This is a genomic window from Bartonella sp. MR100HLJHH (genome assembly GCF_042194215.1).
In the GTDB taxonomy this organism is placed as follows: domain Bacteria; phylum Pseudomonadota; class Alphaproteobacteria; order Rhizobiales; family Rhizobiaceae; genus Bartonella; species Bartonella grahamii.
In genome coordinates, this window is the sequence record NZ_JBHIMR010000007.1 from 47,937 (window position 1) to 61,656 (window position 13,720).

General features: G+C 38.1%; 13 protein-coding genes and 1 other RNA gene. 9 read left to right on the forward strand and 5 right to left on the reverse strand.

Annotated features, from left to right (window positions below; translation table 11 throughout):
• Positions 1-2: 2 nt before the first annotated feature.
• The 3 genes from hflK to ACFIJ7_RS05485 all read right to left on the reverse strand — a co-directional run bounded on the left by hflK (position 3) and on the right by ACFIJ7_RS05485 (position 2,561).
• A complete protein-coding gene (hflK, locus tag ACFIJ7_RS05475; RefSeq protein ID WP_375636181.1) occupies positions 3-1,148 on the reverse strand; it encodes an FtsH protease activity modulator HflK in 1,146 nt (381 codons plus the stop codon).
• Positions 1,149-1,260: 112 nt separating this feature from the next.
• The gene (locus ACFIJ7_RS05480; protein WP_375636180.1) at positions 1,261-1,770 is read right to left on the reverse strand and encodes a dihydrofolate reductase; all 510 of its coding nucleotides are present in this window, start codon (positions 1,768-1,770) and stop codon (positions 1,261-1,263) included.
• On the reverse strand, positions 1,767-2,561 hold the full coding sequence (locus ACFIJ7_RS05485; protein ID WP_015856618.1) for a thymidylate synthase: 795 nt from the start codon (positions 2,559-2,561) through the stop codon (positions 1,767-1,769). Before ACFIJ7_RS05485 ends, ACFIJ7_RS05480 begins: the two co-directional genes overlap by 4 nt.
• A 194-nt stretch (positions 2,562-2,755) precedes the next feature.
• On the opposite strand from ACFIJ7_RS05485, the gene ACFIJ7_RS05490 reads away from it, so the two are divergent.
• The 3 genes from ACFIJ7_RS05490 to ACFIJ7_RS05500 all read left to right on the forward strand — a co-directional run bounded on the left by ACFIJ7_RS05490 (position 2,756) and on the right by ACFIJ7_RS05500 (position 7,818).
• Positions 2,756-4,063 carry an MFS family transporter gene (locus ACFIJ7_RS05490; protein WP_375636179.1) on the forward strand — a complete coding sequence of 436 codons (1,308 nt, stop codon included), beginning with the start codon at positions 2,756-2,758 and terminating at the stop codon, positions 4,061-4,063.
• Between the two features lie 607 nt (positions 4,064-4,670).
• Positions 4,671-5,978, forward strand: a complete 1,308-nt coding sequence (locus tag ACFIJ7_RS05495; protein ID WP_375644773.1) for an MFS family transporter — start codon at positions 4,671-4,673, stop codon at positions 5,976-5,978.
• A 532-nt stretch (positions 5,979-6,510) separates the two neighbouring features.
• Positions 6,511-7,818, forward strand: coding sequence for an MFS family transporter (locus ACFIJ7_RS05500; RefSeq protein WP_375644774.1), 1,308 nt, complete (start codon positions 6,511-6,513; stop codon positions 7,816-7,818).
• A gap of 74 nt (positions 7,819-7,892) precedes the next feature.
• Here ACFIJ7_RS05500 and ACFIJ7_RS05505 read toward each other — a convergent pair whose 3' ends face one another.
• Entirely contained in the window at positions 7,893-8,198 is a 306-nt protein-coding gene (locus ACFIJ7_RS05505; protein WP_015856622.1) for a DUF2853 family protein, read from the reverse strand.
• Between the two features lie 97 nt (positions 8,199-8,295).
• On the opposite strand from ACFIJ7_RS05505, the gene ssrA reads away from it, so the two are divergent.
• The 5 genes from ssrA to ACFIJ7_RS05530 all read left to right on the forward strand — a co-directional run bounded on the left by ssrA (position 8,296) and on the right by ACFIJ7_RS05530 (position 12,308).
• Positions 8,296-8,652, forward strand: a transfer-messenger RNA (tmRNA) gene (gene ssrA / locus ACFIJ7_RS05510).
• Positions 8,653-8,849: 197 nt separating this feature from the next.
• On the forward strand, positions 8,850-9,395 hold the full coding sequence (locus ACFIJ7_RS05515; RefSeq protein WP_015856623.1) for an SspB family protein: 546 nt from the start codon (positions 8,850-8,852) through the stop codon (positions 9,393-9,395).
• A gap of 8 nt (positions 9,396-9,403) precedes the next feature.
• Positions 9,404-9,586, forward strand: a complete 183-nt coding sequence (locus tag ACFIJ7_RS05520; protein ID WP_375636175.1) for a DUF4169 family protein — start codon at positions 9,404-9,406, stop codon at positions 9,584-9,586.
• 10 nt (positions 9,587-9,596) lie between these two features.
• On the forward strand, positions 9,597-9,848 hold the full coding sequence (locus tag ACFIJ7_RS05525; protein ID WP_273788067.1) for a ribbon-helix-helix domain-containing protein: 252 nt from the start codon (positions 9,597-9,599) through the stop codon (positions 9,846-9,848).
• A 120-nt stretch (positions 9,849-9,968) separates the two neighbouring features.
• Positions 9,969-12,308: an ATP-dependent helicase gene (locus ACFIJ7_RS05530; RefSeq protein WP_375636174.1), complete on the forward strand. Its 2,340-nt coding sequence runs from the start codon at positions 9,969-9,971 to the stop codon at positions 12,306-12,308.
• 55 nt (positions 12,309-12,363) lie between these two features.
• Here the strand turns inward: ACFIJ7_RS05530 and ACFIJ7_RS05535 are convergent, their stop codons facing one another.
• Complete coding sequence (locus tag ACFIJ7_RS05535) at positions 12,364-12,993, reverse strand: DapH/DapD/GlmU-related protein (RefSeq protein ID WP_375644775.1); 630 nt, start codon at positions 12,991-12,993, stop codon at positions 12,364-12,366.
• A 136-nt stretch (positions 12,994-13,129) separates the two neighbouring features.
• Between ACFIJ7_RS05535 and ACFIJ7_RS05540 the strand changes: the two genes are divergently transcribed.
• Complete coding sequence (locus ACFIJ7_RS05540; RefSeq protein ID WP_015856628.1) at positions 13,130-13,711, forward strand: SCO family protein; 582 nt, start codon at positions 13,130-13,132, stop codon at positions 13,709-13,711.
• Positions 13,712-13,720 lie beyond the last annotated feature (9 nt).

Genomic DNA, 13,720 nt, shown 5'->3' on the forward strand with positions numbered 1-13,720 from the left:
TATTAGCGTCCTCCAGAAATATGAGCATCCAAGAGCGATGTCGAACGTGCTGATTTCGCTTTTGCTTTTTCTGATAAATTGTTACCCAGCAATTCGTTCAAAGGAAGATAAGGCACCGCTGGAGAATTAATTTGATCAAGAACCAATTTATTTGGTGAAGAGAAAATACGCCCCATCGTTTCCATATAAAGACGATAACGCGCAGCCTCTGGTGATATTGCCGCCTCACGGGCTATAGCCTGAAAACGTTCAGCACGCCCGCGTGCCTCTTCAACCATTTGTGCTTTTTCACCTTTTGCGATTTCCCGTGTACGTGAAGCTTCACCATTTGCTAAACCAATCTTCGTAAAACGCACACGATTTCCTTCTTCAATCATTCGTCCACGTTCCTGCTCTGCCTGCTGAACAGAATTAAACGCAGCAGCAACCTTTGTCGGAGGAGCAGCTTCACTAATCGATACACGGCTTATTTCGACACCGAGTTGATATTTATCGACAGTCAACTGGGTAATCTTTCGCACATCGTTAGCAACTTCCTCTTTTTTATCGCGTAAAACATCATCAACAGGTCTGGAACCAATAACCTCGCGCATTGCACTTTCAGCAACCTGACGAACTGTCCCTTCTTGATCATTCACATTGAATAAAAATTGTCCTGGATGTGAAATGCGATAGTAAACAGAAAAATTGACATTAACAATATTTTGATCACTAGACAGCATCAAACCTTCACTTTGTTGTCTCTGTCCAGTCTGTCCACCAATTGCAATTGTTTTTTCAGTTAAAGGCACTTTCATATAGGTCTCAATTGGCCAAAAGTGAAAATGCAATCCATCCCCGATAATTCCCGCCTTAGGCACACCAAAACGCAATTCCACTGCTTGCTCATTTTGTTGGACGATATAAAGTGATTGATAGAGCAAAAAACACACAGCAAGCAGAAGGAACAAAACAACAATTCCCCCTCTACTAAATTGTTTAAACTGATCCTTCCCTTTACGCAAAATATCATCAAAATTGGGACCATTTCCGCCCCCATTATTGCCACCAGAACCAAAAAGATTCTTAGTCGATGTTTTTTTGTCACCACTGTTCTTGTTTTTATCGCCACTCCACGGGCCACCACCATTTTGATTTGTCCAGGGCATTATCACCTCTTTAACTGACTACCATTCATTCAAATACCAACCATTCAATTGGATCTTATAGGGATTATCTTATCTCATTACAATACAACTGACAGGTTCTTTTCACTTATGATTATTTTCGTTCATAAACCACAAAACGTGTCGGATGACTATCTTTTTCTCCTTTTGGAATATCTTGTGTTTCTACAATAGTCCATTTTTCTTTATCAAAAACAGGAAAAAAACTATCACCTTCTATAGAAGCTAAAACTTCTGTAAGGAATATTTTATCAGCCATATGCAACCCTTGTTGAAAAATTTCACCACCCCCAATAATAAAAACTGCATCTGCACCATTTTGAGAAGCCACACTTTTTGCAATCGAACAGGCTTGCGACAAAGAATGAGCAATAACAGCGCCTTCAGCCGTGAATACACAATTACGGGTAATAACAATATTTGTACGCCCTAGTAAAGGACGCCCAAGAGAATCCCATGTTTTTCGCCCCATAATAATGGGGTTACCAAAAGTCAAAGCTTTAAAGCGTTGCAAATCCGTGGATAAATGCCAAGGCATCGCACCTTCACGACCTATAACACCATTTTCTGCAACAGCTGCAATTAAACAAACTGGAAAAGTCATACTGCTACCGGTGCCTTAATATGTGGCTGCGCTTCATAATTAAGCAATTCAAAATCCTCAAATTTAAAAGAAAAAAGATCTGTTACCGCTGAATTTATAAGCATCAACGGCAAAGCATTTGGTATACGAGACAACTGGTATCTTGCCTGTTCAAAATGGTTAGAATAAAGATGAGCGTCACCCAGAGTATGAATAAAGTCTCCTGCTTTAAGTCCACTTACTTGGGCAATCATCATCGTCAACAACGCATAGGAAGCAATATTAAACGGAACACCTAAGAAAATATCTGCTGAACGCTGATAAAGCTGACAGGATAGCTTCCCATCAGCAACATAAAATTGAAAAAAACAATGACAAGGAGGCAAAGCCATCTCCTCTATCAGTGCGGGGTTCCAAGCAGATACAATTAAGCGACGAGAATCAGGCGTTTCTTTAATCATCGTCAAAAGATGACTGATTTGATCAATATGCCGTCCATCGGGAGCAGGCCAAGAGCGCCACTGATAACCATAAATAGGACCAAGGTTCCCTTTCTCATCAGCCCACTCATCCCAAATTGACACACCATGTTCCTTCAACCATGCAATATTTGTATCACCTCTCAAAAACCACAAAAGCTCATAAATGATCGAGCGCAAATGCAATTTCTTCGTTGTTAACAGAGGAAAGCCAGCCTGCAAATCAAACCGCATTTGATACCCAAAAATTGATCGTGTCCCCACACCGGTTCGATCTGTACGATCAATGCCGTTATTTAAAACATGCGATAAAAGATCAAGATAGATTTTCATATAAATATTATGGTTGATTCTTAACGTTACAGGAAATAGAAACTTCAAAATTTATAAAAATACAATTCAAAAAAATCCTCCTCCCAAACATCTTTTATAGGAAATCATTATTATACGATTGCATTTTGATGAATCAAATCGTAAATAAATTTTAAAAGAAACAAGTTAGGTATGATCATAAAAGGGATAAATTTATGGAGAATGAACCAACTTTAGCACCACATGATACAAGAAAACGTATCTGGGCTATCGTGTCCAGTGCATCAGGTAATCTAGTAGAATGGTATGACTTTTATGTTTATTCCTTTACATCCATTTACTTTGCATCACAATTTTTTCCCTCAGAAGGCAATGTCGTTACGCAACTTTTAATGGCTGCTGGTGTCTTTGCTATTGGTTTTCTTATGCGCCCAATCGGCGGATGGCTTTTTGGCTTCATTGCCGATCGTTACGGACGCAAACGCTCAATGCTTATCTCTGTTTTTATGATGTGTGGTGGTTCGTTCTTAATCGCCCTACTTCCTACCTATGAAACCATTGGAGTAGCAGCAGGAATTCTTTTACTTTTACTCAGAATGCTTCAGGGGCTTTCTGTCGGTGGTGAATATGGTACAACAGCAACTTATATGAGCGAAATCGCTCTCAAAAATCGCCGAGGATTTTTTAGCTCTTTCCAATACACCACACTGATTGGTGGTCAGCTTCTAGCCAGTCTTGTTATATTCATTTTAGCGCTTTATCTCACTGAAGATCAGCTAAAAGCATGGGGTTGGCGTATTCCATTTGCCATTGGTGGACTAGGAGCAATTGTTGCGATTTATCTACGCCGCACGCTCCATGAGACAACGACCAAAGAAAGTCGTTCTAGTGCACAAGCTGGTAGTATTAGAGGACTTCTAAGCAACCACCGAAAAGCTTTTTTTCTAGTTATCGGCTTTACCGCTGGAGGATCGCTCACATTCTACACCTATACGACTTACATGCAGAAATATCTGATTACAACCACCGGCTTTGATAAACATACAGCCACAACTGTGATGACTGCTGCACTCTTTGTTTTCATGTTACTTCAACCTGCATTTGGTTTTATGGCTGATAAAATTGGAACAAGAACTTCACTCCTTATTTGGAGTGTCTTATCCATTATCTTTACCATTCCTGGACTTAATGTGATTGGTAGTACTGATAATACATGGATTGCTTTATCAGTCATTATTGGAATGCTCTGCATTATGAGCTTTTACACGTCCATCTCTGGCATTGTAAAATCAGAAATGTTTCCCGCTTCAGTACGAGCAATAGGAGTTGGGCTCTCTTATGCTATTGCCAACGCACTGTTTGGCGGTTCTGCTGAATATGTCGCGCTTGGATTAAAAGATCTTGGATATGAATCTGTCTTCTATTTTTATATAACCGGCATGATGATTATTGCATTCATTTCTGTTCTCTTAATGCCCGATGCCCGGAAAGAGGGTTATCTTCAAGGTGATAGTATCCATTAAATTTTCTAAACTAAATCAAGAATCCCGATTTTTCGGGCTTCTTGATTATGATAATACTGTAAAATCAATATTTACAACTTATTATAGACACGCCTTTCATAGCATAAACATCTCTCGTATCATAAAGAAGCGGTATCCTCTTCTTTGATATAAACCATGATGAATAAATTATCCCACATCATAACCGTATATTTTTCATGATCCCAATAAATCCAGTATACTTAGCTTTAAAAACATCAGATCTGTTTTAATTAAGATCCTCTTTTCTTTATCAAAAATAAGCAAAATATCGTTTCCTTATTTGTCTAATAATAGAAATTAAACCGCATCTATTATCACCAATCAATCCTCTCTCAACACCCCTTTCTGATCTGGATGATCAATGACACCGTTAAAGATACAATAAAAATCAAAACATACCTTCCTATAAAAATATGAGTACCGTTTTTGTTCTATGACAAAAATAAAAACTGCAAACATCATGGAAATAAGCCACTTCCACCCCCCTTTTTTTAAGAAACATCGCAATATGATTGAATTTTTATGGCGTAAACTGTAAACAACTTTAAAGAGAAGAAAAGTTATAAATCTAAAAGGGGAATACTTCATGAATAATCAAACAACTTTAGATCCACATGATACAAGGAAACGTATTTTTGCTATCATATCCAGTGCATCAGGAAATCTGGTAGAATGGTACGACTTTTATGCTTACTCCTTTGCATCGGTTTATTTTGCATCACAATTTTTTCCTGAAGATGAAGATATCGTTACACAACTTTTAAAAACTGCAGGAATCTTTTTTATTGGCTTTCTTATGCGTCCAATTGGAGCATGGCTCTTTGGATTCGTTGCGGATCGTTATGGACGTAAACGCTCAATGCTTATTTCTGTTTTTATGATGTGTGGTGGCTCTTTTCTCATTGCCATACTTCCCACTTATAAAACCTTGGGAATAACAGCAGCATTTCTCCTCCTTTTAGTCCGCATGTTTCAAGGACTTTCCGTTGGCGGTGAATATGGTACAGCAGCAACTTATATGAGCGAAGTTGCACCCAAAAATCGTCGTGGACTCTTTGCTTCTTTTCAATATGCAACAACGATCACAGGTCAACTTCTCGCAAGTTTTATAATATTTATTTTATCCCTTTACCTTACTGAAGATCAGTTAAAAGCATGGGGCTGGCGTATTCCTTTTGTCATTGGTGGCTTTGGAGCAATTGTTGCAATTTATCTGCGTAGTTTGCTCCATGAAACAACAACCCACAAAAGCCGCTCTGAACAACATGCTGGTAGTCTTAGAGAACTTTTTCGCAATCATAAAAAAGCTTTCTTTTTGGTTGTTGGCTTTACAGCTGGTGGATCACTCACATTTTATACATACACCACTTATATGCAAAAATATCTGATCACAACCACGGGTTTTGATAAACAAACCGCAACAACGATAATGACTGCCGCCCTCTTTATTTTTGTGCTACTCCAACCCCTTTTTGGTTTCATAGCCGATAAAATTGGAGCAAGAGCTTCACTCATTAGTTGGAGTACCTTATCCATTATCTGCACCATTCCTGTACTTAAAATGATTGGGAATGCCCATAATGCATGGGCAGCACTCTTAATCATCATTGGAATACTCTGTGTTATGAGTTTTTATACGTCCATTGCTGGTATCATAAAAGCAGAATTGTTCCCAGCCTCAATCCGCGCAATTGGTGTTGGATTTGCTTTTGCCATTGGGAATGCACTATTTGGCGGTTCTGCTGAATATGTAGCGCTTGGATTAAAAAATATGGGATACGAATCTGTTTTCTTTTTTTACATAGTTGGTATGATGATCATTGCACTCATCTCAATTCTCTTGATGCCAGATATAGACAAAGGAGGATATCTTAAAGACAATGATATCTATTAAATTTTCTATACAAAATAAAAAAGCCCAAGCAATTGGGCTTTTTTATAATGGATGTATAAATATTCAATAAAAGAAGCAAATAATATAAAATCCATTCACTTCTTATAGCTCACCCTACAGGAAAAAATGCTGTACTCCTCTATAAGGTGAAGAATACATGTATAAGAATCTGTATTGTTTAGATATTTATCAAATGGTTAGTATCTAAATAATAAAAAATTATACAACTTTTCTGCACTCTCCAAACATCCTATCAGCAACTTTTAAAACAGCCATTTAAGCACTTTTTTACCAACATTTCATCCAGCTTAAACCTACTTTTCAACACGCTCCCCTTTTAGATTCGATGTGATGATCTTTATCCGCCTACAAAAAGAAAACGCTCAAAAGGCATAATCCTATAACCAAAATAAGCCCTCTCATATAGCTTTCATAAGAAATTATTATTATACTAACTGAGTTTTGGCGATACAAATCGTAAAAAACTTTAAATAAAAAAATATAAACTACAGATCTAAAAGGGGAGCACTTCATGAAAAATGAAACAACTTTAGTACAACATGATACAAGAAAACGTATCTTCGCTATCATATCTAGCGCATCAGGGAATCTAGTAGAGTGGTATGATTTTTACGTTTACTCATTTGCTTCTATTTACTTTGCACCACAATTTTTCCCTTCAGATGGCGATGTTGTTACCCAATTTTTTAAAACTGCAGGAATCTTCTTTATTGGTTTTCTTATGCGCCCAATTGGAAGTTGGCTTTTTGGCTTTATTGCTGATCGTTATGGACGAAAAAACTCGATGCTCATATCTATTCTTATGATGTGTGGGGGCTCTTTTCTCATTGCCATACTTCCCACTTATGAAACTTTAGGGAGAACTGCAGCAATTCTTCTTCTCCTAATCCGTATGATGCAGGGACTTTCAGCAGGTGGTGAATATGGTACAGCTGCAACTTATATAAGCGAAGTTTCCCTTAAAAAACACCGCGGTCTCTTCGCTTCTTTCCAATCTGGTACGCTTATTACTGGTCAACTTTTAGCCAGTTTTATTATATTTATTCTGGCACTTTATCTAACGGAAGACCAATTAAGAACATGGGGCTGGCGTATTCCATTTGCTATTGGTGGATTGGGAGCATTCGTCGTACTTTATCTACGTCGTTCACTTCATGAAACAACCACCAAAGAAAGCCGCTCTCAAAAACACACTGGGAGTCTTAAAGAGCTTCTAAGCAAACACACAAAAGCATTTTTTGTGATTGTTCTCTTCGCCTCTGGAGGATCTCTCACATTTTACACTTGTACGACTTATATGCAGAAATATCTGATCACAACTACCGGTTTTGATAAACATACCGCTACAACTGTAATGACCGCGGCACTCTTTATTTTCATATTACTCCAACCCATATTTGGTATCCTAGCTGATAAAATTGGGACAAGAACTTTACTTATCCTTTGGAGTGCACTCTCTACTCTCTTTACAATTCCTGGACTTCTTATAATCGGTCACGCACATAATCCATGGATTGCGCTATCAGCCATTATTGGAATACTCTGTATTATGAGCATGTATACATCCATCTCTGGTGTCGTAAAATCAGCAATGTTTCCCTCTTCAGTACGAGCACTGGGAGTTGGTCTCTCTCATGCTATTGGCAATGCATTATTTGGTGGTTCTGCCGAATACGTAGCACTTGGATTAAAAAATATAGGACATGAATCACTGTTTTATTTTTACGTAATCGGCGTAATGATCATTGCATTCATTGCCACCCTCTTTATACCGGATATGAGCAAAGGAGGATATCTTCAAGAAAACGAAACCGATTAAACCTTCGATGCTAAACAAAAAAGCCCAAAGAATTTTGGGCTTTTTTATTGAGCAAAATTGAATTTTAAAATTGTTTAAATTTTATCAAGTGCGTTTAATTGTTTAGCTACCAAATAATAGAAAGTCATACGACTTTTTCTGCGATCTCCAGACATCATTTCTGCAACTTTTGACACAGCCATTTTAGCCCTCTGCTCATCCGCGCCTAATACATCTTGAACCCATTTTTCAACGCGTTCTAACTCTTTTGGATCCGATGTAGCAACAAGCGCTGCATCCTGCTTTTTCATCACCAAAGCTAAACGACGGCTAAGCCGTTCTACTGCTGCTTCATCGGGGTTTGAATCATATAGTTTAATATCTGCTAGATTATTGGTCATTTTGCATCATCTCCTCTCCAAAAATGAGCGGCCTATACTTTACAGCCGCATCATATAGCTCCATAAATAATTAGAGGATTAAAAATATTAACAACCCCCCCTTTTCCTAAGACTGTTCTTCATCTATATTTAAGGAGCTGGTTTACCAGCTATGGTAATAAATGGACAATGAAATAAACTCATTGGACCCGGGGGCGGTACCCGGCGCCTCCACCAAAATATAAGAGACCAAAGTTATATTTTGGTGGGGGCGAAATAGGATCGACAAGGGCGTAAAGATTGCTCTTTTACTCGGCATAGTACCACCGTTATCGGACTAAATGAGTAGTTGCAAATGACAACTATGCGGAAGCACGTCTCGCTGCTTAATGCAGTGCGAATGTTTCAATTTAAGTCTTAAACCGTCGCAGGTTTAAGCGGGGTTCGGAGGCACCTGGCAACAGAAGCCTTCATTTTTTTAAATGTTATTGATTGATCTTTCAGACATTATCAGACATTATTTACCATAGAGTTTCGTTTTTATTCGATTTATTGAGGTGCATCGTAGACAAAATACTGCTAATTTTAAAATATATTCTATCACACAATATCAATACGCCCCATTATCAATACGCTCCATTCTGCTACGTGAAATAAAAGGAATAAACTTCGATGGTTAAAGATCAAATCCGTTACGATATTCTCGTTCAGGATGCGCTTCGTGGAGTTATCCGTAAAGTTTTATCGGAAGTTAGCAAAGCAGGTCTTCCGGGAAATCATCATTTTTTTATAACTTTTTTGACGAATGCCCCAGGTGTTAAAATTTCTCCTCGGCTAAAAAATCGCTATCCTGAGCAAATGACAATCGTCTTACAACATCAGTTTAGAGATCTCAGTGTTTCAGAAACAGCTTTCGAAGTAACCCTCTCCTTCAGGGAAATAACCGAAAAGCTCGTGATTCCTTTTACTTCTATTCAGGTCTTTTATGATCCTGTAGCAGCATTTGAAGCAGCATTTGATCTGCCCTCAAATCTTACCTCTGGAGAAAGTGAAAATTCAGAAAATACCTCAACTACGCCCATTACCTTATCAAACACACAAAAAAAAGAAAATACGCTTACAAAAGAACAAAATTTCAGTACAAATAAAGAATCTTCAAATAGCGATACAAAACAAAGTGCTGATGTTGTCTCTTTAGATTCTTTTCGGAAAAAATAAATTTTCTCATGACTGAATTGATTAATCTTCGCCGATTTCGAAAACAAAAAAAACGTATAGAAAAATCTCTTCGTGCTGAGCAAAATCGTTATCGTTTTGGACGAACAAAAACTGAAAAATTTTTTGAGCAACAAAAATCTTTAAAAACGCAAAAATTTCTTGATCAAAATCGTTTACGAAACGACGAATAAAGGTGGAAAAATGCACGAAAATAATTCTATCGATTGGTCAAAAGTCATTCCACGAAAAATATCTGTTCGCGTTGATGGGCACGCAACAAGCGTCTCTTTAGAACCGCCATTTTTAGATATTCTAAAAGATATAGCCCGCAAAAAAGGACAATCTTTAGCCTTTATTATCACTGATATTGATAGCAAAAGACCACAACAAGTCAATCTTTCGGCTTCTTTACGCGTTTATGCCCTTCAAAGCGTTCTCACCCAACGCCTTTAATGTTTATGCTTATTTTTTACGTTCTCTTTTTGTTTATTCAACTGAAGCTGTTGTGACTTTTTTTAGAGAAGTTTTTTTAATCTAGAACTTCAATGAAAAAAAGACTACAAAAGAGATATAATGAGTAATTTTTCTGATCACAACATACCTTTCTTTGAAGAAGATTCCCCTCCAGACCATGATAAAAAGAGCTCTGGTTTTTCCTCCCATACTCTAAAAGAACAAAAATCATATAACACAGACTATTTAAAACAACTCAATCCAGAACAGCAACAAGCTGTTATGAATACTGAGGGACCTCTTTTAGTTCTTGCAGGTGCTGGTACAGGAAAAACGCGCGTTTTAACAACCCGTATTTCTCATATTTTACGCTCTGGGCTTGCCTCTCCTCAGCAAATACTTGCTGTTACTTTCACCAACAAAGCAGCACGTGAAATGAAAATACGTATTGGTGAACTTATTGGAGGAGTTGTTGAAGGTATGCCTTGGCTTGGAACTTTTCACTCCACTGGTGCTAAAATTTTACGCCGTCACGCAGAGCTTGTTGGTTTAAAAAGAAACTTTACAATTCTCGATAGCGATGATGTTCTTCGACTTTTAAAACAGCTTATTCAAGCTGAGGGACTAGACGATAAGCGTTGGCCCGCACGAAACCTTGCCATGATGATTGATTCTTGGAAAAATCAAGGACTTTCACCAGAACATATCTCAAAAAGTGATGCTCATTCCTTTGGCAACGGCATGGGACGCAAACTTTATCACAGTTATCAAAATCGATTAAAAGATCTTAATGCTTGTGATTTTGGTGATCTTCTGCTTCATTCTATCTCTATCTTCCAACATAATCCAGATATTCTTCGCGAATACCATTCTCAATTTCGCTATATTCTTGTCGATGAATACCAAGATACAAATACAGCACAATATCTTTGGCTTCGCCTTTTGGCACAACATCCCCAAGGTCAACATATTAATCTTTGTTGTGTTGGCGATGATGATCAATCCATTTATGGATGGCGTGGTGCAAAAGTCGAGAATATATTACGTTTTGAAAAAGATTTTCCTTCTGCCAAAATTATTCGTCTAGAACGTAATTATCGCTCAACATCCCATATTCTTAAAACCGCCTCCCATCTCATTGCTCATAATGAAGAAAGACTGGGCAAAGTCCTTTTTTCTGCACAAATAAAGAGTGAGGAAGAAAAAGTAAAAATTCATTCAGCATGGGATTCGCAAGAAGAGGCCCGTGCCATCGGAGAAGAAATTGAACAAGCACACCAAACAGGTCATGCATTAAATCATATGGCTATATTGGTGCGTGCATCATTCCAAATGCGTGAATTTGAAGATCGCTTTGTAACGCTTGGTCTTAACTACCGCGTCATTGGTGGTCCTCGTTTTTATGAACGAATGGAAATACGTGATGCTATGGCTTATTTACGCGTTGTTGTCCAACCTGCTGATGATTTAGCTTTTGAGCGTGTTATTAATACACCGAAACGCGGCATAGGCGATGCAACCCTGCGCATTCTTTATGAGAGTGCGCGAGCACGTGCTGTTCCTCTCTTTTCTGCAGCCGCTGACATCATTGAAACAGATGAGTTAAAGCCTAAGGCACGCAGTGCGTTACGAAGCCTTATTGAAAACTTCCGCCGCTGGCAAAATATGCTTCAAGATACTCCTCATAAAGAACTTGCCGAGATTATCCTTGATGATTCTGGTTATACAACCATGTGGTTAGAAGATCGCTCACCAGAGGCTCCTACACGACTAGAAAATCTTAAAGAAATGATCCGTTCCATGGAACAATTTGAAAATCTTCAAAGTTTTTTGGAACATGTTGCACTCGTTATGGATGCTGAAAACAATGAAAATACCGATGCAGTCAACATCATGACACTTCATTCAGCCAAAGGACTTGAATTTGAAACAGTTTTTCTTCCTGGCTGGGAAGAAGGACTTTTTCCCCATCAGCGCTCATTAGATGAAGGTGGACGTTCAGGATTAGAAGAAGAACGGCGTCTTGCTTATGTTGGACTCACAAGAGCAAAAAAACACCTGCATATATGGTTTGTATCTAATCGTAGAATTCATGGACTTTGGCAATCTACTCTTCCCTCCCGCTTTCTAGATGAATTACCAGCAGAACATATAGAAGCCATAGCAATGGAAACATCTTATGGTGGTTATGGAAAATCTTCCTTTCAAAATCACGATTCCTGTTATACTGGCTATGCAACAGCAAGACAAAAGCATGCACAAAAAAACAAGACGATTGAAGGGAAAATTATCGCTCAATCAATCTCTCATGCATCATCAGATTTTTCCATCAATGATCGGATTTTTCACATAAAATTTGGTTATGGTCATATTACAGCAATAGACGATCATAAATTGACAATAATGTTTGAAAAAGCCGGAGAAAAGCGTGTACTGGATAATTTTGTCAACAAAGCTTAACTAAAAGCAAACCACGATCAGTTTTTGCAAGAGACCATTTTGTTTATTCTGATTATCATTTCCATTTGCGAACAAAAACTTCAATGGGTAAATTTTGCATATCAGGCAATGCATCGTAAATTTTATCAAGCGACCAATCCCACCAAGCCATCTCCAAAAGGCATTCTATGACATGATTGGGAAAACGCATCCGAAACCGTTTAGCAGGAACACCAGCGACAACCGCATAAGGCATAACATCTTTCGTTATAACAGCGTTAGCACCAATAATTGCTCCATGTCCAACTGTCACCCCAGGCATAATAACCGCGCCATATCCAATCCACACATCATGCCCAATAATAACACGTTTTGCACAACGCCTTTCGCGAAAAGAACGATCAAGAGCCATATAACGAAAATATTCGTTTGGACGATAGGTTATTTTATGCGTTGAAACGCGCTCCATAGGATGCTCCAACGCATTCATCCGTACATGAGATGCAATAGAACAAAAACGCCCAATATCGCTATAAATAGCCTCACTATTACGTTCTAAATAAGAAAAATCTCCAACGGTTACATCCCGTAAAATCACCCGCTCATTAATTTCCACATAGCGCCCTAATTTACAACCATGCAGCCGTGCTGTCGTATGGATACGAGGCTCACTTTCATGAAATCGAAGATCGTTCTCAATATTCATGCATCCCTCACCAATGTTTCATCAATAGATATGGAAAGACATACCAATCAAGCCAATAAAATCAACCATGAAACAGAGATTGCAAAACAAACCTGCCGATGTTACAATTTCTTGATCTATCTAAGAGAGTCAAACTATGAAAAATGTAATACGCATCTTGGGGCTGACAATCATATTTCTTGCAGGTATTTTTATTTATGATGCGCTGACAAATAAGCCTTTAGGTGATAATTTTACACTCACTGATTCTAATGGAAAAAATATCACTGAGGCTGATATTCGAAGCAAGCCTTCAATAGTTTTTTTCGGTTTCACTATGTGTCCTGAAATCTGCCCTACGACATTGATGAATCTTGATCGATGGCTTACAGCCCTTGGACCCAATGCCGATAAATTAGGCATATGGTTTGTTACTGTTGACCCTGAACGTGATACACCAGAAGTGCTCCATGAATATCTCAGTAATTTTAACAATAAAATCATGGGTATCAGTGGAGATCCTGATAAAGTTCATAAAATGGTCAATTCCTTTAACATCGTTGCTGAAAAAGTCCCTGGAACAGATGGAAACTATACATATAACCATACAGCAGCAATTTTTTTACTCAAAAAAGGTGGAAAATTAGCTGGCGTTATCCGTTATGACACGAAAGAAAGCGATAGCGAATTAAAAGATGAAATCGCCATTGAACGGTTAAAAAAACTCATCTTAAACTAAAAAAAGCCG